Annotated in this window: 20 protein-coding genes, 2 tRNA genes and 2 pseudogenes; 9 read left to right on the top strand and 15 right to left on the bottom strand. The window is 72.8% G+C overall.

What is annotated here, in order from left to right; genetic code table 11:
• Nucleotides 1–133: 133 nt before the first annotated feature.
• Nucleotides 134–207, top strand: a tRNA-Pro gene (locus tag F3L20_RS15225).
• Between the two features lie 97 nt (nucleotides 208–304).
• On the opposite strand, the gene F3L20_RS15230 is transcribed toward F3L20_RS15225, so the two are convergent.
• The gene (locus tag F3L20_RS15230) at nucleotides 305–910 is read right to left on the bottom strand and encodes a dihydrofolate reductase family protein (protein WP_150154849.1); all 606 of its coding nucleotides are present in this window, start codon (nucleotides 908–910) and stop codon (nucleotides 305–307) included.
• Nucleotides 911–1,116: 206 nt separating this feature from the next.
• On the opposite strand from F3L20_RS15230, the gene F3L20_RS15235 reads away from it, so the two are divergent.
• The 4 genes from F3L20_RS15235 to F3L20_RS15250 are packed head-to-tail and all read left to right on the top strand — an operon-like array spanning nucleotide 1,117 to nucleotide 5,360.
• Nucleotides 1,117–2,400: an ABC transporter substrate-binding protein gene (locus F3L20_RS15235; RefSeq protein ID WP_206338899.1), complete on the top strand. Its 1,284-nt coding sequence runs from the start codon at nucleotides 1,117–1,119 to the stop codon at nucleotides 2,398–2,400.
• 5 nt (nucleotides 2,401–2,405) lie between these two features.
• Nucleotides 2,406–3,326 (top strand): carbohydrate ABC transporter permease, encoded by a 921-nt coding sequence (locus tag F3L20_RS15240; protein ID WP_186567860.1) that lies wholly within the window; start codon nucleotides 2,406–2,408, stop codon nucleotides 3,324–3,326.
• Nucleotides 3,326–4,156 carry a carbohydrate ABC transporter permease gene (locus F3L20_RS15245; protein ID WP_150154850.1) on the top strand — a complete coding sequence of 277 codons (831 nt, stop codon included), beginning with the start codon at nucleotides 3,326–3,328 and terminating at the stop codon, nucleotides 4,154–4,156. The genes F3L20_RS15240 and F3L20_RS15245 overlap by 1 nt, the downstream gene beginning before the upstream one ends.
• A 25-nt stretch (nucleotides 4,157–4,181) precedes the next feature.
• Nucleotides 4,182–5,360 carry an ABC transporter ATP-binding protein gene (locus F3L20_RS15250; protein WP_150154851.1) on the top strand — a complete coding sequence of 393 codons (1,179 nt, stop codon included), beginning with the start codon at nucleotides 4,182–4,184 and terminating at the stop codon, nucleotides 5,358–5,360.
• Between the two features lie 57 nt (nucleotides 5,361–5,417).
• On the opposite strand, the gene F3L20_RS15255 is transcribed toward F3L20_RS15250, so the two are convergent.
• The 5 genes from F3L20_RS15255 to F3L20_RS15275 all read right to left on the bottom strand — a co-directional run bounded on the left by F3L20_RS15255 (nucleotide 5,418) and on the right by F3L20_RS15275 (nucleotide 8,450).
• Nucleotides 5,418–5,945: an NUDIX hydrolase family protein gene (locus tag F3L20_RS15255; RefSeq protein WP_167534695.1), complete on the bottom strand. Its 528-nt coding sequence runs from the start codon at nucleotides 5,943–5,945 to the stop codon at nucleotides 5,418–5,420.
• A gap of 31 nt (nucleotides 5,946–5,976) precedes the next feature.
• Nucleotides 5,977–6,789: an SAM-dependent methyltransferase gene (locus F3L20_RS15260; protein WP_150154853.1), complete on the bottom strand. Its 813-nt coding sequence runs from the start codon at nucleotides 6,787–6,789 to the stop codon at nucleotides 5,977–5,979.
• 136 nt (nucleotides 6,790–6,925) lie between these two features.
• On the bottom strand, nucleotides 6,926–7,588 hold the full coding sequence (locus tag F3L20_RS15265; RefSeq protein WP_150154854.1) for an endonuclease: 663 nt from the start codon (nucleotides 7,586–7,588) through the stop codon (nucleotides 6,926–6,928).
• Nucleotides 7,589–7,590: 2 nt separating this feature from the next.
• On the bottom strand, nucleotides 7,591–7,923 hold the full coding sequence (locus F3L20_RS15270) for a DUF3140 domain-containing protein (protein ID WP_150154855.1): 333 nt from the start codon (nucleotides 7,921–7,923) through the stop codon (nucleotides 7,591–7,593).
• A gap of 44 nt (nucleotides 7,924–7,967) precedes the next feature.
• Nucleotides 7,968–8,450 carry a Dps family protein gene (locus F3L20_RS15275; RefSeq protein ID WP_145824917.1) on the bottom strand — a complete coding sequence of 161 codons (483 nt, stop codon included), beginning with the start codon at nucleotides 8,448–8,450 and terminating at the stop codon, nucleotides 7,968–7,970.
• Between the two features lie 301 nt (nucleotides 8,451–8,751).
• Here F3L20_RS15275 and F3L20_RS15280 point away from each other — a divergent pair, with 301 nt between their 5' ends.
• Complete coding sequence (locus F3L20_RS15280) at nucleotides 8,752–9,939, top strand: thiolase family protein (RefSeq protein ID WP_150154856.1); 1,188 nt, start codon at nucleotides 8,752–8,754, stop codon at nucleotides 9,937–9,939.
• 89 nt (nucleotides 9,940–10,028) lie between these two features.
• A complete protein-coding gene (locus F3L20_RS15285) occupies nucleotides 10,029–10,802 on the top strand; it encodes a sulfite exporter TauE/SafE family protein (RefSeq protein ID WP_150154857.1) in 774 nt (257 codons plus the stop codon).
• 52 nt (nucleotides 10,803–10,854) lie between these two features.
• On the opposite strand, the pseudogene F3L20_RS15290 reads toward F3L20_RS15285, so the two are convergent.
• A pseudogene (locus F3L20_RS15290) lies at nucleotides 10,855–12,221 on the bottom strand (diacylglycerol/lipid kinase family protein).
• Between the two features lie 121 nt (nucleotides 12,222–12,342).
• Between F3L20_RS15290 and F3L20_RS15295 the strand changes: the two are divergent.
• Nucleotides 12,343–13,146: a cobalt-precorrin-6A reductase gene (locus F3L20_RS15295; RefSeq protein WP_150154858.1), complete on the top strand. Its 804-nt coding sequence runs from the start codon at nucleotides 12,343–12,345 to the stop codon at nucleotides 13,144–13,146.
• Here F3L20_RS15295 and cobF read toward each other — a convergent pair.
• Nucleotides 13,103–13,877, bottom strand: a pseudogene (gene cobF / locus F3L20_RS15300) (precorrin-6A synthase (deacetylating)). The gene F3L20_RS15295 and the pseudogene cobF sit on opposite strands and share 44 nt — an antisense overlap.
• Nucleotides 13,878–13,965: 88 nt before the next feature.
• Nucleotides 13,966–14,502 carry a DUF309 domain-containing protein gene (locus tag F3L20_RS15305; protein ID WP_150154859.1) on the bottom strand — a complete coding sequence of 179 codons (537 nt, stop codon included), beginning with the start codon at nucleotides 14,500–14,502 and terminating at the stop codon, nucleotides 13,966–13,968.
• Nucleotides 14,503–14,628: 126 nt separating this feature from the next.
• On the opposite strand from F3L20_RS15305, the gene F3L20_RS15310 reads away from it, so the two are divergent.
• Nucleotides 14,629–14,702 (top strand) — tRNA-Pro (locus tag F3L20_RS15310).
• Here the strand turns inward: F3L20_RS15310 and F3L20_RS15315 are convergent.
• From F3L20_RS15315 to iolC, 6 genes are all read right to left on the bottom strand, one after another.
• Entirely contained in the window at nucleotides 14,684–15,703 is a 1,020-nt protein-coding gene (locus F3L20_RS15315) for an endonuclease/exonuclease/phosphatase family protein (RefSeq protein ID WP_240810914.1), read from the bottom strand. The genes F3L20_RS15310 and F3L20_RS15315 overlap by 19 nt on opposite strands.
• 83 nt (nucleotides 15,704–15,786) lie before the next feature.
• Nucleotides 15,787–16,572, bottom strand: coding sequence for a GntR family transcriptional regulator (locus F3L20_RS15320; protein WP_150154860.1), 786 nt, complete (start codon nucleotides 16,570–16,572; stop codon nucleotides 15,787–15,789).
• A 48-nt stretch (nucleotides 16,573–16,620) separates the two neighbouring features.
• Nucleotides 16,621–18,492 carry a 3D-(3,5/4)-trihydroxycyclohexane-1,2-dione acylhydrolase (decyclizing) gene (iolD, locus tag F3L20_RS15325; RefSeq protein WP_150154861.1) on the bottom strand — a complete coding sequence of 624 codons (1,872 nt, stop codon included), beginning with the start codon at nucleotides 18,490–18,492 and terminating at the stop codon, nucleotides 16,621–16,623.
• Entirely contained in the window at nucleotides 18,489–19,382 is an 894-nt protein-coding gene (iolB, locus tag F3L20_RS15330) for a 5-deoxy-glucuronate isomerase (RefSeq protein ID WP_150154862.1), read from the bottom strand. The genes iolD and iolB overlap by 4 nt, the downstream gene beginning before the upstream one ends.
• Nucleotides 19,383–19,420: 38 nt before the next feature.
• The gene (locus tag F3L20_RS15335) at nucleotides 19,421–20,296 is read right to left on the bottom strand and encodes a Cgl0159 family (beta/alpha)8-fold protein (RefSeq protein WP_150154863.1); all 876 of its coding nucleotides are present in this window, start codon (nucleotides 20,294–20,296) and stop codon (nucleotides 19,421–19,423) included.
• A gap of 14 nt (nucleotides 20,297–20,310) precedes the next feature.
• Entirely contained in the window at nucleotides 20,311–21,300 is a 990-nt protein-coding gene (gene iolC, locus F3L20_RS15340) for a 5-dehydro-2-deoxygluconokinase (RefSeq protein WP_150154864.1), read from the bottom strand.
• Between the last annotated feature and the right edge of the window lie 8 nt (nucleotides 21,301–21,308).

Genomic DNA, 21,308 nt, shown 5'->3' on the forward strand with positions numbered 1-21,308 from the left:
ACCTCAAGCTTGCTTGAGGTCAAGCGTCACTCGCGGGCAGGGGCGCCGGGAAACGGATGCGCGATCACCGCCCCGAGTGCGGTATGGTTTCCGTGCGCGTTCGGCCGGGGGAATCCCCAGGTCAGACGGGCAACGGGACGTGGCGCAGCTTGGTAGCGCACTTGACTGGGGGTCAAGGGGTCGCAGGTTCAAATCCTGTCGTCCCGACTCGTCGGAGTCGTAGGTGAGGGCCGGTTCGGAGGCATCCGAACCGGCCCTTACTTCTGCGTACACAGCCTCCGGTGCGCCGGAGGCCGTGGCGGCGTCAGGCGGGGGCGCCGAGCGGCGGGTGCTCCAGCACCCGCGGCTTGTACTCGACCAGCTGGATGCGGCCGTCGAAGGTGCGGTGCTCGGTCATCTCCAGGGCGACGTCCGGATAGCCGTCGTAGATGCGCTCCTCGCCCGTGGCCCCGGTGATCACCGGGAACATCACGACCCGGAAGCGGTCGACGAGCCCGGCCCGCAGCAGGGACCGGCTCAGGCTGAGGCTGCCGATCGTGCTGAGGAGCCCCGAGCCGCTCGCCTTCAGCGCGCGGACGGCCTCGACGGCGTCGTCGCGCACGAGCGTGCAGTTCGCCCACTCCAGCGGCTCCTCCAGCTTGGAGGAGAACACCACCTTGGGGGCTTGCGTGAGCTCGTCGACGGACTCCTCCTCCTCGGGCCTGAACTCGTCCTGGCCGGCCGGCACCTTGCCGGCGGCGAAGCCCGACATCAGACGGTAGGTGTTCGCTCCCATCAGGTAGGTGACCTCGGGCTGCTCGCCGAGCCAGGCGAGGTACTCCGGACCCTCCAGGCCCCAGAACCCGGGCCACCCCTCTCCCGACGCGTAACCGTCGAGGGAGGTGATGAAATCGACGAGAAGCTCCGACATGGCGCTGTCCCTTCCTGAGGACTCTTTCTTCGGGTGTCACGAGCTAGGACCGGCCGGGAGCCGCGAACTCATCGGCCCCGGTGTCTGAATAATCGTCCGCGTATGTCCTTGATGTCGCATTCATGACTGCCTAACGTTCCGGCGGGGAGACATCGCCGCGGGTCACGACGCCCGCGCCGCCGGCCCGGGAGCGAGGTGTGGAGCGCGTGCACGCGAGGTGCGGACGTCACAGAAGGCCGCGACGCACGCGGGCGCTGCTCGCACTCACCCTGCTGGCGTCCACGCTCGCCGCCTGCGGCGGGGGCGACGACGGCTCCCGCCCCACCCTCAACTGGTACAACTTCCCCGACGACTCCGGCGCCCTCCAGCAGGCTGCCGACCGGTGCAGCCGGGAGTCCGGCGGCCGCTACCGCATCGTCTACAACAAGCTGCCCCGCGCCGCCGACGGCCAGCGCCAGCAGCTGGTGCGCCGGCTCGCCGCCGAGGACGACTCCCTCGACATCCTCGGCCTGGACGTGACCTGGGCCGCCGAGTTCGCCGAGGCGCGCTGGATCCGCGAGTGGACCGGTGACGCCGAGCGCCGGGCCACCGAGGGCACGCTGGAGGTGCCGCTGCAGACGGCGACCTGGAAGGGCAAGCTGTACGCCGTCCCGTACAACACCAACATCCAGCTGCTCTGGTACCGCAAGGACCTGGTGCCCACCCCGCCCACGACCTGGGCCGAGATGCTGGACATGTCCCGCGACCTGGCCCGGCAGGGCAAACCGCACTACGTCGAGATCCAGGGCGCCCAGTACGAGGGCCTCACCGTCTGGTTCAACTCCCTGGTCAACAGCGCGGGCGGCTCCATCCTGAATCCGAGCGCCACCGAGCCGTCCCTCGGCCCGCCCGCCGTCCGGGCCGCCTCGATCATGCGGGACCTCGCCCGCTCCCCGGCCGCAGACCCCTCCCTGCCGAACCAGATGGAGGACCAGAACCGGCTCGCGATGGAGTCGGGCGTGGCGGCCTTCGAGATCAACTACCCGTTCGTCTATCCGTCGATGAGGAGCAACAACCCCAAGCTCTTCAAGGACTTCCGCTGGGCGGTCTACCCCCGCGTGGACGCCGACCGCCCCTCCCGGCCGACCATCGGCGGCATCGACCTCGCCGTCAGCGCCTTCTCCCGCCACCCCGACCTGGCCTTCGACGCGGCCCTGTGCCTGCGGGACCGGGAGAACCAGCTCACCGCGGCGCTCGAGGGCGGACTGCCCCCCACCCTGCGCTCCCTGTACGACGAGCCGGACTTCATGAAGCAGTACCCCTTCTCCAAGGAGGTCCTGACCTCCCTGGAGTCGGCGAGCGTACGGCCGCTCACCCCCGCCTACCAGAATGTGTCGATCGCCGTCTCGCACACCCTGTCCCCGCCCTCCGGCATCCAGCCGGAGAGCGACGTCTCCACCATCAGGGAACAGATCGACGAGGCCCTGCGATCCGAGGGTGTGATCCCGTGAGCACCATGGCAGAGCCGGCGAAGGACGAGGCGAAGGCGAAGAAGGCGCTGTCGGCGGGCGCCCGGCAGGAACGCCGGCTGGGCTGGCTGCTGTGCGCGCCGGCCGTCCTCGTCATGGTCGCCGTGACCGCCTACCCGATCGGCTACGCGGTCTATCTGTCCCTCCAGCGCTACGACCTGCGATTCCCGGGCCGCGCCGAGTTCACCGGCCTCAGCAACTACGGGGCCGTGCTGACCTCCCCGTTCTGGTGGGACGCCTTCTGGGTCACGCTGTTCCTCACCGTCGTGTCCGTGGCCATCGAACTGGTCCTCGGCATGGGCCTCGCCCTGGTGATGCACCGCACGCTCTTCGCACGCGGCACGGTCCGCACCGCCGTCCTCATCCCGTACGGCATCGTCACCGTCGTCGCCGCCTTCTCCTGGCAGTACGCCTGGACCCCCGAACTCGGCTACCTTGCCGGGCTGTTGCCCAGCGGGGAGGCCCCGCTCACCGAACAGTGGCCCGCGCTGTGGCTGATCATCCTGGCCGAGGTGTGGAAGACCACCCCGTTCATGGCGCTGCTGCTGCTCGCCGGCCTCGCCCTGGTTCCCGAAGAGACTTTGAGAGCCGCGATGGTCGACGGCGCCACCCCCTGGCAGCGGTTCGTCAAGGTCATGCTGCCGCTGATGAAACCGGCGATCCTGGTCGCCCTGCTGTTCCGCACCCTGGACGCCTTCCGGATCTTCGACAACATCTACATCCTCACCGCGGGCGCCCACGGCACCGGATCCCTGTCCATCCTCGGCTACGACAACCTGTTCACCGCGCTGAACCTGGGCATCGGGTCGGCGATCTCGGTCCTGATCTTCATTTGCGTCGGGATCATCGCCTTCACGTTCGTCAAGCTGTTCGGCGCCGCCGCTCCGGGCGCGGAGGTGAAGCGCTGATGGCCGCCGGCAGGTCGCACGCGACGCGATGGGGCGTCGTCAACGTCCTGGTGGTGCTGTACGCCCTGTTCCCGGTGTGGTGGATCGTCGCACTGTCGTTCAAGGCGCCCAGCACCCTCACCGACGGCAGCTACATCCCCACCGACTGGACCTGGGAGAACTACCGGGGGATCTTCCAGACCTCCGAGTTCACCCGGGCCTTGATCAACTCCATCGGCATCGCGCTCATCGCCACCGCGATCGCGGTGGTCCTGGGCACCATGGCCGCCTACGCGGTGGCCCGGCTGCGGTTCCCCGGCAAGCAGGTGCTCATCGGGATGTCGCTGCTGATCGCGATGTTCCCGCCGATCTCCCTGGTGTCGCCGCTGTTCAACATCGAACGCAGCATCGGCATCTTCGACACCTGGCCCGGGCTGATCATCCCGTACATGACCTTCTCGCTGCCGCTGGCGATCTACACCCTGTCGGCGTTCTTCCGGGAGATCCCCTGGGACCTGGAGAAGGCCGCCAAGGTGGACGGGGCCTCGCCCGCGCAGGCCTTCCGGCTGGTCATCGTGCCGCTGGCCGCGCCGGGCGTGTTCACCACGGCCATCCTCGTGTTCATCTTCTGCTGGAACGACTTCCTCTTCGCGATCTCGCTGACCTCCACCGAGTCCGCGCGCACGGTGCCCGCGGCGATCGCGTTCTTCACCGGCAGCTCGCAGTTCCAGCAGCCCACCGGATCGATCGCCGCGGCCGCCGTGGTGATCACCGTCCCGATCATCATCTTCGTCCTGCTCTTCCAGCGGCGGATCGTCGCCGGCCTCACCTCCGGCGCGGTCAAGGGATGAGCCCGAAGGCAAGGAGGCAGCACCCATGGCCGAGATCGTCCTCGAGGGAGTCACCAAGCGCTATCCCGACGGATCCCTCGCCGTGCGGGACGTGGACCTCGACATCGCCGACGGCGAGTTCGTGATCCTGGTCGGCCCCTCCGGCTGCGGCAAGTCGACCACCCTGAACATGATCGCGGGCCTGGAGGACATCACCGAGGGCACCCTGCGCATCGGCGGACGGGTCGTCAACGACCTCGCGCCGAAGGAACGGGACGTGGCCATGGTCTTCCAGAGCTACGCCCTGTACCCGCACATGAGCGTGCGGGAGAACATGGGCTTCCCGCTGCGGCTGGCCAAGGTGGACAAGGCGACCGTCGACAGCAAGGTCGAGGAGGCCGCCCGGGTGCTCGACCTCGTCGAGTTCCTGGACCGCAAGCCGGCCAACCTCTCCGGCGGGCAGCGCCAGCGGGTCGCCATGGGACGGGCCATCGTCCGTGACCCCAAGGCGTTCCTCATGGACGAACCCCTGTCCAACCTGGACGCCAAGCTCCGCGTGCAGATGCGCACCCAGATCTCCCGGCTGCAGCGCCGGCTGGGCACCACCACCGTGTACGTCACCCACGACCAGACCGAGGCCATGACCCTCGGCGACCGGGTCGTCGTGATGCGCCAGGGCGTGGTCCAGCAGGTCGGCACCCCCGCCGAGCTGTACGACATGCCGCGCAACCTGTTCGTCGCGGGCTTCATCGGCTCCCCGTCGATGAACTTCGTCCAGGCCTCCCTGACCACGGACACCCTGCACACCCCGCTCGGCGACCTGCCGCTGGACGACCGCATGCGCCGGGAACTGGAACGCCGGGACGCGCCCCGCGAGGTGATCGTCGGGCTGCGGCCCGAGGCGTTCGAGGACGCGAGCCTGGCCCGTGACACCGGCGGCCCCGTCGTCACCGTCACCGTGGACGTGCTGGAGTCGCTGGGCTCCGACGCGTACGTCTACTTCAGTGCCGAGGGCGGCCCGGTGAGCACGGCCGAACTGGAGGAGCTGGCCTCGGACTCGGGCCTGAAGGACACCGGCGCCGGGGCGGCCCAGCAGATCGTGGCCCGGCTGGACGCGGCCACCCGCGCCCGCGAGGGCGCGCCCGTCGACCTGCGGGTCGACCTGGGCAAGGCGCACGTCTTCGACCCGTCGAACGGCGCCAACCTGACCCACCCGGAGAGCTGACAGCGCGTGCGTCGTCCGGGCCGCCGCCCCCCGCGGGGAGCGGCCCGGACGGGCGGGTCAGATCACGCAGCCCGCGTGCGCCAGCGCCTGCTTGAGCAGCACCCCGTGCCCGCCGGGCATCTCGCTCTGCACGGCCCGCGACACGGCTTCCTGCGGGGTGAACCACACCAGGTCCAGGGCGTCCTGCCGGGGCCGGCAGTCACCGGTCACCGGCACGATGTACGCCAGCGACACCGCGTGCTGCCGCGGGTCGTGGAACGGGGTGATGCCGTGGGTGGGGAAGTACTCCGCGACCGTGAACGGCTGCAGCGACGCCGGGACGCGGGGCAGGGCGACCGGGCCGAGGTCCTTCTCCAGATGACGCAGCAGGGCGTCCCGGACGCGCTCGTGGTGCAGCACCCGGCCGGAGACCAGGGACCGGCTGACCGTCCCGTCGGGTCCGATGCGCAGCAGCAGACCGATGCTGGTGACTTCACCGCTGTCGTCCACGCGCACGGGGACGGCCTCGACGTACAGGATCGGCATCTGGGCGCGTGCCATCTCCAGGTCGTCGGAGGACAGCCAGCCCGGCGTGGTCTCGGTCATGTCAGACATTGCTTGATCATACTTTCGAGGGTCAGGGCTTCACGGCCACCGCGCCGTACTGGGGTACCACGAGGGTGGTATCGGGCTCCGCGCGCCACTGCGAGCAGGAGACCAGACCGGGTTCGACGAGGTCCAGACCCTCGAAGAACGCGGAGATGTCGGCCGCGCCGCGGGCGGTGATCGGGGGAGTGGCGTTGGCGTTCCAGAACTCCATCGCGGGGACCTGGAGTTCACCGCCCACCTGGGCGTCGTAGGTGGGGTGGGTGAGTACGAGGAAGCTGCCGGAGGGCATCGCCGCCATGATCCGGCGCACGATCTCCCGGGCCTTGTCGGTGTCCAGCACGAAGTTGAGGATGCCCAGCAGCATCACGGCGACCGGCTGGGAGAAGTCGAGCGTCGCGGACGCCCGCGCCACGATGGCGTCCGGGTCGTGCACATCGGCGTCGATGTAGTCGGTGGCGCCCTCGGCGGTGCCGGTGAGCAGGGTGCGGGCGTGGACCAGGACGATCGGGTCGTTGTCGACGTAGACGATCCGCGCGTCCGGAGCGATCCGCTGCGCGATCTCATGGGTGTTGTCCGCCGTCGGCAGTCCGGTGCCGATGTCGAGGAACTGACGCACACCGCGCTCCCGCGTCAGATACGTCACCGCGCGGCCCAGGAAGTCCCGGTCCGCGCGGGCGATGTCCCGGATCACCGGGTTGATCGACGCGACGTGGTCACCGACCCGCTGGTCGACCTCGTAGTTGTCCTTGCCGCCGATCCAGTGGTTCCACACGCGGGCGTTGTGCGCCACACCGGTGTTCAGCCTCGCCGAGACGCTCGTCGGGGTGTGGCTCTCACTCACGGTCTCTCCCTCTCCCTCGCCCGCGTACGGCCGTACCGGCCCCCCGGCCATTGTGCATCGCGGTGATCACGTTGTCCCGGGAACGGAACGGGTCGCCCCGTGAACCGGGGCGACCCGAAAGGGAACTGGGCGGACATCAGCGTGACCCGGCTCTGCGCAGCGTGTCCTCGGCGACGCTCTGGTCGAGCGCCGCGCGCACCAGCGCCGAGGACAGCACGGCCGGTTCGGTCCGTCCGGCGAGGCCGAGCAGCCGGTCCGGGTCCTGCGGCAGACCCAGCCGCCGCGCGCCCTGCAGCGCCTTGGCGTCGACCTGCGGGGAGGCCTCGGGCCACACGTCCTGGACCTCCCGCAGGAAGATGTCCGCGCCGGCCGGACCGACGCCGGGGAACTCCTGCAGCAGACGCCGCAGTTCGCGGACGTCGCCGTCCGCCTCCGCGCGCAGCCGGCGCAGGTCACCGCCCCAGCGGTCCAGCAACAGCCCGGCCGCCTCGCCGAGTTGGCTGGCGGTGCGCTCGTCGTAGCGCCGGTAGCCGCCGCGGCCGAGCGCGTCCACGCGCTTCTGCCAGGTCGCGTCCGCCATCCGCCGGGGATCGCGCAGCCCCGCCTCGTGCAGGGCACGGGCGGTGGCCACGGCGATCGACCCCTTGATGCGGGCGCTGAGCAGATGGGCGAGCACCAGCAGCCGGTAGAGCGGCTGGGGCGTGTTCCGCAGGGTGATGCCCGCCTCGTGCGCGTACGTCTCGCCGTGCGCGTCGACGAGGACGCGCAGCACGGCCCGTTCGTCGTCGCGGCCGGCCACGGCTACCCCTTGAGCGGGTCGTGGCCCAGGGTCATCAGACGGTGGCGGCGGGCCGTGTCCTCGGCCACCGGCTCGCTCTCCGGGTCCGTCTCCTCGGACACGGTGTCCACGACCTCCTCCATCACGCGCAGGTCGTCCTCGGTGAGGTCGGTGCGGCGCTTCTGCAGGATGGACAGCACGTGCTGTCCCGTGTCGCTGCCCGCCCGGTCCGGCAGCGGCTCCGTCGTCTCGTCGGCGTCGCTGACCCGCAGCCAGGCGGACAGCTCGGCCGACGTCATGTTCACCGCGCGGTGGAAGTCCTCCCACAGCGCGTCCATCTCGAGGGCGTCGCTCATCATGTGCCCCTTCGCTCACGTACGTCGTCCGCCGGGAAAGACGCTCAGGACTCCCCGGGGAAGTTCTCCGCCTCGAACATCCAGCGCTGCTTCTCCAGATCGGCGGTGATCGAGATCAGCAGGTCCTGGGTGACCAGGTCGGCCTTCTCGGTGGCGTCGATGCGCTCGCGCAGCCGGGTGACCGCCGCGCCCAGGGCGTCCGTCATCACCGCGACGGCCTCCGAGTCGCGCAGCCAGCCCTCGGCGGGGGCGGGCAGGGAGAAGACCTTGGCGATCGTCTCCGGGCGGCCGTCCGGCGGCACGCCGAGCGCCGCGGCGCGCTCCGCCACGGTGTCCGCGTGCGTGCGCGCGGCCGAGACCACCTCGTCCAGCTGGAGATGGACCGAGCGGAACCGCGGTCCCACGACGTTCCAGTGCGCCTGCTTGCCGATCAGCGACAGCCCGAGCAGGTCCACCAGGGTCTCCTGGAGGGCCTCGCTGGAAACGCGGCGGGCCTCGTCCGGAAGTGTGCTCCTCACGACGGTCATGGAGTGGTGTTCCTCCTTCTTTGATGCGCTCGTGGACAGGGAGCGGGGGCCTCGCGCCGGGTGTCGCCCGCGCGGGCCGCGCTCCGTGACCACTCCGTGAACGCGCGGGTGCCCCCAGCCCCTGAGGACAAACCCGGCCGGCGGGACGGGAGGACCCCCTGTGACCTGTGGGAGGACCCGCCGTGACCTCCCAGGATCTTCCCCGTGCCGGGTCCGGCGGTCTATAGTCCGAAACTAGCGGTGCTAATTAAGAGAGCCGCCGATCGCAGCCCAGCCGTCGGCATCCGGATCAGGAGTCCTCGTGCGTCCCGTCCACTTCGCGGCCGCCCGCCGCACCCCCATCGGCAAACTGCGCGGAGCCCTCTCCGGCGTACGGCCCGACGACCTCGCCGCCGCCGTGATCCGCGGCCTGGTCGCCGACGTGCCCGCGCTGGACCCGGCCCGCGTCGACGACGTCTACTGGGGCGCCGCCAACCAGGCCGGCGAGGACAACCGCAACGTCGCCCGCATGGCCGCCCTGCTCGCCGGCCTCCCCGAGTCCGTCCCCGGCGCCACCGTCAACCGCCTGTGCGCCTCGGGCCTGGAGGCCGTCACCACCGCCGCCCGCACCGTCGCGGCCGGTGAGGCCGACATCGTGATCGCCGGCGGCTCCGAGTCCATGAGCCGCGCCCCCTTCGTGCTGCCCCGCCCCGACGAGGCGCTCCCGCACCGCATGGAGACCGTCGACACCCGCCTCGGCTGGCGCCTGGTCAACCCGGCGATGAAGGAGCTGCACGGACTGCTGGCGATGGGCGAGACCGCCGAGGAGGTGGCGGACCGGTACGGCATCTCCCGCGAGCGCCAGGACGAGTTCGCCCTGCGCAGCCACCGGCGCGCCGCCGACGCCCGCGGCAACGGCCACTTCGACGACGAACTGCTGCCCGTGACCCGTCCGGACGGGGTGGTCGTCGACGCCGACGAGTGCGTCCGCGAGGACACCTCGCTGGAGAAGCTGGGCCGGCTGAAGCCCGTCTTCCGGGCGGGCGGCTCGGTCACCGCCGGCAACGCCTCCCCGATGAACGACGGCGCCGCCGGCCTGATCCTGGTCAGCGAGGAGGCCCTGAACGACCTGGGCCTGGAGTCGCTCGGCCGCTACGTCGCGGGCGGCTCCGCGGGGGTCCACCCGGACGTCATGGGCATCGGCCCCGTCCCCGCCACCCGCAAGGTGCTCGCCCGCGCCGGCTGGGACATCGGCGACATCCAGGAGGCCGAGTTCAACGAGGCGTTCGCCGCGCAGGCCCTGGCCTGCGTGGACCAGCTCGGCATCGACCCGGAGCTCGTCAACGTCAGCGGCGGCGCGATCGCGCTGGGTCATCCGCTGGGCTGCTCCGGCGCCCGCATCCTCACCACCCTCCTGCACCGGATGCGCCGCACCGGCTCCGAACGGGGCCTCGCCACCATGTGCGTGGGCGTGGGACAGGGCAGCGCGGTGCTGGTCGAACGGCACTGACGGACGGTCGCCGCGACAGCGGCCCGGGCGGTCACCAGGGGGAGGCGCCGTACGGGCGACCGATGCCCGCACGTAGCATCGGTCGCCGCATGGACACCACCACCCTCTGGGACCTCACCGGCTGGCAGTTCGCCGCACTGGCCCTCGCCGCCCTGCTCGTCGGGTTCTCCAAGACCGCCGTCAGCGGGGCGAACACGGTGAGTCTCGCCGTGTTCGCCGCCGTCCTGCCCGCCCGCGCCTCCACCGGCGTGCTGCTGCCCATCCTGATCGCCGGCGACGTCCTCGCCGTGCTGACCTACCGGCGGCACGCGCACTGGCCGACCCTGTGGCGGCTGTTCCCCGCCGTGGCGGCGGGCGTGGTCGTCGGCACCGTGTTCCTGATGTGGGCCGACGACGGGATCGTACGGACCTCGATCGGGGCAATCCTGCTGCTGATGTCCGGGGTGACGGTGTGGCGGCGGCGCCGCGCCGACGCGGAGGAGGAACCGGACGCGGTGACCACGAAGGCAGGCCGCGTCAAGGCCCGCGCCTACGGAGTCCTCGGCGGCTTCACCACCATGGTCGCCAATGCCGGCGGCCCTGTGATGTCGATGTACCTGCTCTCCGCCGGCTTCCGGAAGCTGGGCTTCCTGGGCACGTCGGCGTTCTTCTTCCTCATCGTCAACACGTCCAAGCTGCCCTTCAGCGCCGGGCTCGGTCTCATCGACGCCGACTCGCTGCTGCTCGACGCGGCCCTGGTGCTGTTCGTGGTGCCCGGGGCGTTGCTCGGCAAGTGGGCGGTGACCCGGATCAACCAGCGGCTCTTCGAGCGACTGGTGATCGCGGCGACCGTCCTGGGCGGGCTGCAGCTGCTGCTGCGCTGAACATCAGCCGCCCTGCCGGACGCCGATCGCGACTCCCGCCGTCCGGCGCCGGTCAGGAGCCGCGTTGCCCGGCGTGCGGGCGGTGCAGCCGGCTCGGTGCCGCCGTGCGGCCGACCGTCGCGGCGAGCTTCCTCAGCCGGCGCCAGTCCAGTTTCGGCGGGGCCGGAGCGACACCGGGCCGTTTGCGCGGCACGCGGACCCGCAACGCGCCCGGCGCCGTACGGCAGCGCACCGGCGCGGGCAGCATCATGGCCTCCCCGTCGACACCCGCCTCGATCTCCTCCCGGTCCGCCTCGATGACCACCTCCGGCGCGGTCAGCACCGTCAGCCCGGCCGGATCCGGGTTCAGCAGCAGCGCGGCGGCACTGATCGCGCCCTCGACCCGCACCCCGAGAACGCCCAGCGTCCCGGAGTCCAGCCGCTCGCGCCGGCCCAGTCCGAACGGGTCGCCGGTGCGGTACGGGTTGTTGCTGACCAGCACCGCCTGCGGCGCGGTGAGCGTGGTGCCCCCGGCGCGGGCGACCAGCCGGGGGCCCTGCTGCCCGGTGAGCAGATCGGGCAGCATCTCCAGACTCGTGCCGAGCTTGTCCTCGCGGTAGGCGGGGCTCTGCACGATCGCCGCGTACGCGCCGAACGACGCGTTGTTCACGAACGGCTGGTCACCCGCGAACCCGAGATCGACCCGGATCTCCACCCCGTCCGTCAGCGCGTCCAGACACGCGGCCGGGTCGCTCCGGTCCAGGCCGAGGTCCAGCGCGAAGTGGTTACGGGTTCCCGCGCTGATCACCAGGAACGGGACGCCGTGCTCGGCGGCCACCGCCGCGACCAGTGCCTGGGTGCCGTCGCCGCCCGCCGCGCCAGCAGGTCGGCGCCGTCCGCGACGGCCGCCCGGGCCAGCTCGGTGACGTCGTGCTGCTTGCCGGGCTCCAGCAGCACCACCCGCGCGCCCAGCCGCTCGGCCTTCTCCCGCAGCCGGAACCGGCCCACCTTGCCGCCGCCCGACCGCGGGTTCATGATCAGCACCGGCTTGCGGGGCGGCGGAAGCCGCCGCTCCCGCACCGGCGTGTGGCCCCCGGTCCCGCGCAGCGCGTACCTGCCGCTCCACACCGCCAGACCCCACAGGGCCAACGACACCAGCAGAGCCCAGAACAAGGTCACCGCGAACAGCGCCAGCAGGCCGGCCGGGACGCACACGGCGACCAGCGCGGCCCCCCACCGCAGCGGCCCACGCAGGGTCAGCGTCCACCACAGGGCCGCCGCGCTGAGCGCCAGCCCGGCCACCCCGCACACCAGCAGCAGCAGACCGCGCAGCCCGCCGTAGACCAGGGGCGCCGCCACCGCGAGCGCGGCCGCGAGCAGCGCCCCCCGAGCGGCCCACCGCTGGGCGTGATAGCCCCGCCTGCTCCAGTCCACGGCCATGACTCCTTCGATCGTCCGGCGTCATCGTAGGCCGTGCGGGCACACACCGTGCGGGCCGAAGGCGATCACCGGCGGACGGGGCGCTGTCCGTCGCCGTACCCGGTCCTCGTACGCTCGGCGCATGTCCCCGCACGTGCTGATCCTCGGCGGCACCACCGAGGCGCGCCGGCTCGCCGCCGAGCTGACCGCCCGCCCCGGTACCAGGGTGACCACCTCGCTCGCCGGACGCGTGACCCGGCCGGGCGCACTCGCCGGCGCGGTGCGCGTGGGGGGCTTCGGCGGCCCGGAGGGACTGGCCGCCTGGCTGCGCGAGCGGCACGTGGACGCCGTCGTCGACGCGACCCACCCGTTCGCCGCGGAGATCACCGCGAACGCGGCCCGGGCCACCGCCTCGGCCGGAGTGCCCCTGGTGGTGCTGCGCCGCCCCGGCTGGCGGCCCGGCCCCGGCGACCACTGGCACCCGGTTCCTTCGCTGGAGGCGGCCGCCGCCCTGCTGCCCGGGCTCGGACGCCGGGTCCTCCTGACCACCGGCCGCCTCGGCCTCGCCGCGTTCGCCGATCTCAAGGAGCCGCACTTCGTCGTACGGTCGGTCGAGCCCCCCGAACCGCCGATGCCCCCGCACACCCGAGTGCTGCTGGCCCGCGGCCCGTTCACCGTGGCCGACGAGACGGCACTGCTGCGCGAGCACCGCGTCGACGTGCTGGTGACGAAGGACAGCGGCGGCGCGGCGACCTCCGCGAAACTCACGGCCGCCCGCGACCTCGGGCTCCCGGTCGTCGTCGTCCGGCGCCCGCCGCTGCCGGACGGGATCACCGCGGCCCCCGACGTGCCGTCGGCACTGCGTCAGCTGGACGACGTCCTCACGGGGCCCGGTGGACGGCCTAACGGTCGCCGGGGGAGCGGCGCAGCAGGTACGTGTCCATGATCCAGCCCTTGCGCTCCCGGGCCTCCGCGCGCAGCCGCTCGATGCGCGGGGCGGCCTCGGCGAGCGGGCCGGAGACGAGGATCTCGTCCGGGGTGCCGATGTAGGCGCCCCAGTAGATGTCCACGTCCTGGCCGGCGAAGGCGCGGAAGCGCTGGTGGGCGTCCAGCATCACCACGACGTCGTCCACGCCGTCCGGGAGGCCCTCCTCCGCGAGCCGCCGGCCCGTGGTGATCTGCACCGGGCGCCCCACCCGGTTGAGACCGGTGCGGTGCCGGGCGACGAGCGCCGAGACACTGCTGATGCCCGGCACGACGTCGTGGTCGAAGGCGACCGTGCCCCGCTCCCGCACCTCCTCGAGGACGGCGAGGGTGCTGTCGTACAGCGCCGGGTCGCCCCACACCAGGAACGCGCCGGTCCCGTCCTCGCCCAGCTCGTCGGCGATCAGCCGCTCGTAGATGTCCGCGCGGGCGCTGCGCCAGTCCCCGACGGCGGGGAGTAGGCCGCGCCGCCCGCGGAGCGGTCCCGCTCCGGGTCACGCGCCTCGACGACCCGGTACGCCCGGTCGCCAGGTGCCTGTCCAGCATGTCCCGGCGCAGCCCGGTCAGGTCCGCCTTCGCCTCGCCCTTGTCGGGGATGAAGAACACGTCCGTGCCCCGCATGGCCTTGACCGCCTGGAGGGTGAGCTGGTCGGGGTCGCCCGCGCCGATACCGATCACATGAATAGTCCGCACGCACCGAGTCTGCCGCACGCCCCCGGGCGCGATCACATCGCACCCGGAGGCCGGCCCCACGCACGGTCAGGTGCCGTCGCCCGGCAGGTCAGGCGGAGCCCCGCAGCCGTGGCGCACGGGCGGCCGGGTCGACCGGGGCACCCTCACCCCGCTCGACCTCCGCGGCCACCTCCCGCGCCCACGCGATCACAGCGGGCAGGTCGATGCCGTGCGGCCGGGACCCCGCCCCCGCTTCCGCCCACGCCTCGGCGGCGCCCGCCCCGCGCCGCAGCAGCCGCGCCCCACCGGTCACGTTCCCGCGGGCGGCATGGGTGAGCCCCACGGCCATCTGCGCCAGCCCCCGCCACAGCTCCCGCTCCTCCCCGGGCCCCGACTTCCAGGCGTCCTCGAACACCTCGTGCGCGTGGAACGGTTTGCCCTCGTCCAGCAGCCGCTGCGCCTCGGCGACACTCTCCTCCGGCCGCCGTACCACTCCCTCCGGCTGCCGGGGCACGCCCTCCTCGCCGTACGGCAGGGGCCGCCCCAGTCCGTCGCGCGGCCGGGCGTTGCGCGCCCGCCCCTCACTGTCGCGGTCGCGCCCCGCGGCGCCCGCCCGGTCCGTGGATGTGCTGTCCGTGGTGCCCATACGGCCGATTGTGCCCGGCGGCCCGCACTGCTCACCGCCCCGCTCACCGCCCGGCTTCGGTCCGGCGCGGAGTGTGCTGTAAAGTGCTTCTCGCGCGATCACGCGGTTCACCCGCGCGACGCGCACCGGGACGTGGCGCAGCTTGGTAGCGCACTTGACTGGGGGTCAAGGGGTCGCAGGTTCAAATCCTGTCGTCCCGACTTGCGACACAGCAGGTCGTCGGGCCGTATCGGAGCCTTCCGATACGGCCTTCTCGTTTGCGTGGCCTCAGTGGAGGGCGACCCGGGCGGCCACCGGGAGGTGGTCGCTCCCGGTGGCGGGCAGGGCGCGGACATGGGCGACGGTCGCCGAGCGGGCCATCACCTGGTCGATCCGGACCACCGGCAACCCGGCGGGAAACTCGGCGCGAACCCGCGCCGCGCCACCCCAGCCGTGACGTCAGCGGATCGAGCCCCCGGTCGTCGGCGGTGCCGTTGAGATCGCCCAGCAGGACCACCCGGTCCAACGGCTCGGCCGCCACCGCCCGCCCCAGCAGCCCGGCGCTCTCGTCACGCCGGGCGGACGCCAGACCCCGCGGCCCGATCCGCACCGAGGGCAGATGCGCCACGTACACCGCGACCTCGCCGTGCGGTGTGGCGGCCACGGCGCGCAGTCCCCGGCTCCACGGCCCGGTGAGGTCCGCCGGCTTGATGTCCACCGTCCGCGCCCCGCTCAAGGGGCGCCTCGACCACAGCCCGACGGTGCCCCGCACCACGTGGTGCGGGTAGCGCGCGGCGAGCGCCCGCTCGTACACCGGCAGGGCGTCGGGCACCAGCTCCTCCAGCGCGATCAGGTCGGCCCCGGTTCCGGCGAGGGCGCGGGCCGTGCCCGCCGGGTCGGGGTTGTCGTCGGCGACGTTGTGCTGCACGACGACCAGCTCGCGCGGGCCCGCCGTGTCCGGGGGCAGGAGCAGATCGCCGAAGAGGTGCGTCCACACCGCCACGGGCAGCAGCAGCGCCACCAGCGTGGCGGGCGCACGGCGCAGCAGTCCGTACAGGAACAGGGGGACGACCGCCACACCGAGCCACGGCAGGAACGACTCCAGCACGCTCCCCACCCGGCCCGGCGTGTTCGGCACCGCCCCGTGGAACGCCAACAGCCCCGCCGTCAGCACGGCCAGGGCCGCCGGCACCCGTCCTCGCGCCGGGAGGGGCCTCACCATGTCCACGCGGCAGCTCCTTCGTGCGTCCGGACGACCTGTTCCGGTGATCAGGACGATCGGAGGCCGCCCGACGGTTCACCGGTTCACGGTCTGACCAGCAGCTGGAAGTCGAAGGAGTAGCGCGAGGCGCGGTAGATGTGGCTGCCGTACTCCACCGCCCGGCCCGTGTCGTCGTACGCCGTGCGCTGCATGGTGAGCAGGGCGGCCCCCTCCTTCTCGTCCAGGCGGGAGGCCTCCTCCGCCGACGCCGAGCGGGCCCCGACCGTCTGGCGGGCGCTGTGCAGGGTGATGCCGGCCGCCCGCATCATCCGGTACAGGCCGCCCGCCTCCAGACGAGCGCTGTCCAGGTCGAGCAGGCCCGCCGGCAGGTAGTTGCTCAGCAGGGCGACCGGCAGGCCGTGCGTGCGGCGCAGCCGCTCCAGCAGCACCACCTCGCCGCCCTCCGCCAGCCCCAGCGCGGCGGCCACCCCGGGCGGCGCCGGGACGGTCTCGTTGCGGACCACCTCCGTGGTCGGGGCCTGCCCGGCCGCCTCCAGGTCGTCGTAGAGGCTGGTCAGCTCCAGCGGGCGGCGCACCTGGCTGTGCACCACCTGGGTGCCCACCCCGCGCCGCCGGACCAGCAGCCCCTTGTCGACCAGGGACTGGATGGCCTGGCGGACGGTCGGCCGGGACAGGCCGAGGCGCACCGAGAGGTCCACCTCGTTGCCCAGCAGATCGCCCGGGGCGAGCACCCCTTGCGAGATCGCCGTCTCCAGCTGCTGGGCGAGCTGGTAGTACAGCGGCACCGGACTGCCCCGGTCCAGGGCGAAGTCCAGGGAGCGCAGCGCGGTTCCGGCCGCCGCGCGCGCGGGGTCACCGGTCTTCGCCATGGACGTGCCTTCCTGTCGGGGTTCCCGGCCGGGGCGCGGGGGACGGGTTCACAGGTGGCGGCGGCGCCCGGCGACCTGGGCGTCGTAGCGTTCGCGGGCCTTCCGCGCGGGCTCGCGGGTGGCGACCTCGGCCACCGGAACGTCCCACCAGGCCTCGGCCGGGGGAGCGGTCGGCGCGGGGTCGGTCTCGACGTAGACGCACGTCGGACGGTTCGAGGCGCGGGCCTCCGCCAGGGCGGTGCGCAGCTCCCGCACCGTCTTCGCGCGCAGGACGTCCATGCCGAGGCTGGCCGCGTTCGCCGCGAGGTCCACCGGCAGCGGGGCGCCGGTGAAGGAACCGTCGGGGGCGCGGTAGCGGTAGGCGGTGCCGTAGCGCTCGCCGCCGGTCTCCTCCGACAGACCGCCGATGGAGGCGTAGCCGTGGTTCTGCACCAGCACGACGTTGACGGGCAGGCCCTCCTGGACGGCCGTGACGATCTCCGTGGGCATCATCAGATAGGTGCCGTCGCCGACCAGCGCCCAGACGGGCGTGCCGGGCGCGGCCTGCTGGACGCCCAGCGCGGCCGGGATCTCGTAGCCCATGCAGGAGTAGCCGTACTCCAGGTGGTACTGGCGCGGGCTGCGGGCGCGCCACAGCTTGTGCAGGTCGCCGGGGAGCGAGCCGGCCGCGTTGATCACCACGTCGTCGTCGCCGACCACCGCGTCCAGCGCGCCCACCACCTGCGTCTGGGTCGGCACGGCGGTGTCGTCGTCGGCGCGCAGGGCCGCCTCGACGACCTGGTCCCAGCGCGCCTTGCCGGCCCGGTACCCGGCTTCGTACGCCTCGTCCACGCGGTACCCGGCGAGCGCCTCCGTGAGCCGCTCCAGACCTGTGCGCGCGTCGCACACGAGGGTGCGGGCGGCGAGCTTGTGGGCGTCGAAGCCGGTGATGTTGAGGTTCACGAAGGTGACGTCCGGGTTCCGGAACAGGGTGCCGGAGGCGGTGGTGAAGTCGGTGTAGCGGGTGCCGACGCCGATCACCACGTCGGCGTCGCGGGCCAGCGCGTCGCTCACCGCGGTGCCGGTGTGGCCGATGCCGCCCAGGTCGGCGGGGTGGTCGTGGCGCAGCGCGCCCTTACCCGCCTGGGTGGAGGCGACCGGGATGCCGGTGGCGTCGACCAGCGCCCGCAGCGCGTCCTCGGCCTCGCTGTGGTGGACGCCGCCGCCCGCGACGATCAGCGGCCGGCGCGCCGCCCGCACCGCCGCCACGGCCGCGTCCAGCTCCACCGGGTCGGGGGCGGTCCTGCGTACCGTCCAGACCCGTTCGGCGAAGAACTCCTCCGGCCAGTCGTACGCCTCCGCCTGCACGTCCTGCGGGAGCGCGAGGGTGACCGCGCCGGTCTCGGCCGGGTCGGCGAGCACCCGCATCGCGTTCAGCGCGGACGCGATCAGCGCCTCGGGGCGGGTGATCCGGTCGAAGTACCGGGAGACCGGGCGGAGCGTGTCGTTGACGGACACGTCGGCCTCGACGGGGTGCTCCAGCTGCTGGAGCAGCGGGTCGGCGGCGCGGGAGGCGAAGTAGTCGCCGGGCAGCAGCAGCACCGGCAGCCGGTTGATGGTGGCGAGCGCGGCGCCGGTGACCATGTTGGTCGCACCGGGGCCGATGGACGTCGTCACCGCCTGCGCGGAGAGCCGGTTGAGCTGGCGGGCGTACCCGACGGCCGCGTGCACCATCGACTGCTCGTTGCGGCCCTGGTGGTACGGCATGGCGTCGCGGTACTCGACCAGCGCCTGCCCGAGCCCGGCGACGTTGCCGTGGCCGAAGATGCCCCAGGTGCCCGCGATCAGCCGGCGGCGCACGCCGTCCCGCTCGGTGTACTGCGCGGACAGGAACCGCACCAGGGCCTGGGCGGTGGTCAGTCGGCGGGTGGTGGCGCTCATGCGGACCTCTCCGGGGCGGTGTAGAGGGGGAGTCGGGGATCGACGGGCTGCTGCGGCCAGGTCTCGCGGATCCACGCGTGGCCGGGGTGGTCGCAGATCAGCCAGGCGCGTTCGGCCTCGGGCCCCGCCATGACGTTCAGGTAGTACATGTGGTGGCCGGGCACCGCCATCGACGGGCCGTGCCAGCCGTCCGGGATGAGGACGACGTCGCCGTCGCGCACCTCGGCCAGCACGTCCGTGTCCCGGCCGGGTCCGGACGGGGAGACCCGCTGGTAGCCGAGGCCCGGTGTGCCGTCGTGGGCGGCGAACTCGAAGTAGTAGATCTCCTCCAGCACCGACTCCTCGCCCGGCCGGTGCTCGTCGTGCTTGTGCGGCGGGAAGGACGACCAGTTGCCGCCCGGGGTGAGCACCTCGACCGCGATCAGCTTGTCGCACTCGAAGACGCCGGCCGCGGCGAAGTTGTTGACCTGGCGCGAACAGTTCCCGGTGCCGCGCAGTTCCACCGGCACGTCCGACGCCGGGCCGTAGCGGGCGGGCAGCCGGCGGGTGCAGCGCGCGCCGGTCAGCGCGAACCGTCCGCCGGCCGCCGAGGAAACGGTGGCCCGGGCGTCGCGCGGCACATACGCGAAGTCGGTGACGCCGTCGAACACGCTTGCCCGGCCGGCCAGTTCGAAGGTGTCGTGCCCGAGGTCGTCGTCCGCGGTGACCGTGCACGCGCCGCTCAGCGGCAGCACGATCCACTCGCTGTCCCCGGTGCCGAAGGTGTGCGAGCCGCCCGGCGGCAGCTGGAGCACCCGGAGACCGGAGTACCCCCAGCCGGCGCCCTCCGGGCTCACGTCGACGGCGTAGGGGCCGGCGACGGCCTTGCCCGCGGGAAGGTGATGGGTCATGCGGTGCCTCCGTCTGCGTACGTCGTCGTACGGGCTTCTCACAACAGGCCGACGGCCGTGTCCACCGCCGTCTCCACACTGCCCTCGGCCGGATAGAGCAGGGAGCGGCCGACGACCATGCCCTGCACGGTGGGCAGCCGCAGTGCCTTGCCCCACCGCTCGTAGGCCGCCTCCTGGTCGCCGACCTCGCCGCCGAGCAGCACCACCGGCAGCGTCGAACTGCGCAGCACCTCCGCCATGTCGTCGACGTCCTCGGTGACCGGCAGCTTCAGCCAGGTGTAGGCGGAGGTGCCGCCGAGCCCCGAGGCGATCGCGATGGACCGGGTGACGGCCTCGGCGGACAGGTCGTTGCGGACCCGGCCGTCCACCCGGCGGGAGATGAACGGCTCCACGAACACCGGCAGCCGGCGCGCGGCCATCGCGTCCACGGCGCGGGCCGAGGACTCCAGCGTGGTCAGCGAGCCGGGGTCGTCGTAGTCGATGCGGACCAGCAGTTTGCCCGCGTCGAAGCCGAGCCGCTCGATGTCCTCGGCGCGGTGGCCGGTGAAACGGTCGTCCATCTCGAAGGACGCCCCGGCCAGGCCCCCGCGGTTCATCGACCCCATGACGACCTTGTTCTCCAGTGCGCCGAGCAGCAGCAGGTCCTCCAGGATGTCGGCGGTGGCCAGCACCCCGTCCACCCCCGGCCGGGACAGTGCGACGCACAGGCGTTCCAGCAGGTCGGCCCGGTCCGCCATGGCCAGGCGCCGGTCGCCTATGCCGAGCGCGCCCCGGGCGGGGTGGTCGGCGGCCACGATCAGCAGCCGTCCGCTGTCGCCGATCAGCGGACGGCGGGCCCGGCGGGCGGCCGCCTCGGCGACGGCCTCGGGATGCCGGGCGCGGACCGTGGTGAGGTCGGGGATGCTGAGATTCAAGGGAAGGGCTCCGTTCAGGACTGGCTCGGCCGGCCCGCCGCGTCCGGCGGCACGGCCCGCGCGAGGAGGTCCGCGACCTCCGACTCGGTCGGCATGGCGGACGAACAGGCGAGGCGCGAGGCGACGAGGGCACCGGCCGCGTTGGCGTGGCGCATGGTCCGCTCCAGGTCCCACCCGGCGAGCAGACCGTGGCAGAGCGAGCCGCCGAAGGCGTCCCCGGCGCCGAGACCGTTGACCACCTCGACCGGCACCGGCTCCACCTCGGCGCGGGTGCCGTCCCGGTGCACGGCCAGCACACCCCGGGGACCCTGCTTGACCACGGCCAGCTCCACCCCGGCGGCCAGCAGCGCCTCCGCGCACGCCTCGGGCTCGCGCACGCCGGTGGCGATCTCGCACTCGTCGAGGTTGCCGACCGCGACCGTGGCGTGGCGCAGCGCCTCGCGGTAGTACGGGCGGGCCTGGTCCGGGTCCCGCCAGAACATGGGGCGCCAGTCCAGGTCGAAGACGGTGGTGCCGGCCTTGTCGCGCGCCTCCAGGGCGGTGAGGGTGGCGGTGCGGCTCGGCTCCTCGCTCAGCCCGGTACCGGTGATCCAGAAGATGCCGGCCGAGCGGACCGCGGGCAGGTCCAGCTCGTGCGGGTGGATCTCCAGGTCGGGGGCCTTGGGGCGGCGGTAGAAGTAGAGGGGGAAGTCGTCCGGCGGGAAGATCTCGCAGAAGGTCACGGGGGTCGAGAGGGCGGCCACCGGCGTCACCCAGCGGTCGTCCACGCCGAAGTCCTTCAGCGCCTCGTGCAGGTAGGTGCCGAAGGGGTCGTCGCCGGTGCGGGTGATCACCGCGGTGGAGCGGCCGAGCCGCGCCGCGGCCACCGCGACATTGGCGGCCGAACCGCCCAGGAACTTCCCGAACGTCTCCACCTGCGACAACGGCACCCCGGTCTGCAGAGGATAAAGGTCGACCCCGATGCGTCCCATGGTGACGAGGTCGAAATACTGTGGTGTGGCCATTGAGCGAC

Origin of the sequence: Streptomyces tendae (assembly GCF_008632955.1) — a bacterium.
In the GTDB taxonomy this organism is placed as follows: domain Bacteria; phylum Actinomycetota; class Actinomycetes; order Streptomycetales; family Streptomycetaceae; genus Streptomyces.

What these genes read in the sequence shown, in the direction of transcription:
- F3L20_RS15230 (WP_150154849.1), bottom strand. Translation starts at nt 910, where the DNA reads ATGTCGGAGCTTCTCGTCGATTTCATCACCTCCCTCGACGGTTACGCG.
- F3L20_RS15240 (WP_186567860.1), top strand. Translation starts at nt 2,406, where the DNA reads ATGGCAGAGCCGGCGAAGGACGAGGCGAAGGCGAAGAAGGCGCTGTCG.
- F3L20_RS15245 (WP_150154850.1), top strand. Translation starts at nt 3,326, where the DNA reads ATGGCCGCCGGCAGGTCGCACGCGACGCGATGGGGCGTCGTCAACGTC.
- F3L20_RS15250 (WP_150154851.1), top strand. Translation starts at nt 4,182, where the DNA reads ATGGCCGAGATCGTCCTCGAGGGAGTCACCAAGCGCTATCCCGACGGA.
- F3L20_RS15255 (WP_167534695.1), bottom strand. Translation starts at nt 5,945, where the DNA reads ATGACCGAGACCACGCCGGGCTGGCTGTCCTCCGACGACCTGGAGATG.
- F3L20_RS15270 (WP_150154855.1), bottom strand. Translation starts at nt 7,923, where the DNA reads ATGAGCGACGCCCTCGAGATGGACGCGCTGTGGGAGGACTTCCACCGC.
- F3L20_RS15275 (WP_145824917.1), bottom strand. Translation starts at nt 8,450, where the DNA reads ATGACCGTCGTGAGGAGCACACTTCCGGACGAGGCCCGCCGCGTTTCC.
- F3L20_RS15285 (WP_150154857.1), top strand. Translation starts at nt 10,029, where the DNA reads ATGGACACCACCACCCTCTGGGACCTCACCGGCTGGCAGTTCGCCGCA.
- F3L20_RS15295 (WP_150154858.1), top strand. Translation starts at nt 12,343, where the DNA reads ATGTCCCCGCACGTGCTGATCCTCGGCGGCACCACCGAGGCGCGCCGG.
- F3L20_RS15305 (WP_150154859.1), bottom strand. Translation starts at nt 14,502, where the DNA reads ATGGGCACCACGGACAGCACATCCACGGACCGGGCGGGCGCCGCGGGG.
- F3L20_RS15315 (WP_240810914.1), bottom strand. Translation starts at nt 15,703, where the DNA reads ATGGTGAGGCCCCTCCCGGCGCGAGGACGGGTGCCGGCGGCCCTGGCC.
- F3L20_RS15320 (WP_150154860.1), bottom strand. Translation starts at nt 16,572, where the DNA reads ATGGCGAAGACCGGTGACCCCGCGCGCGCGGCGGCCGGAACCGCGCTG.
- iolD (WP_150154861.1), bottom strand. Translation starts at nt 18,492, where the DNA reads ATGAGCGCCACCACCCGCCGACTGACCACCGCCCAGGCCCTGGTGCGG.
- iolB (WP_150154862.1), bottom strand. Translation starts at nt 19,382, where the DNA reads ATGACCCATCACCTTCCCGCGGGCAAGGCCGTCGCCGGCCCCTACGCC.
- iolC (WP_150154864.1), bottom strand. Translation starts at nt 21,300, where the DNA reads ATGGCCACACCACAGTATTTCGACCTCGTCACCATGGGACGCATCGGG.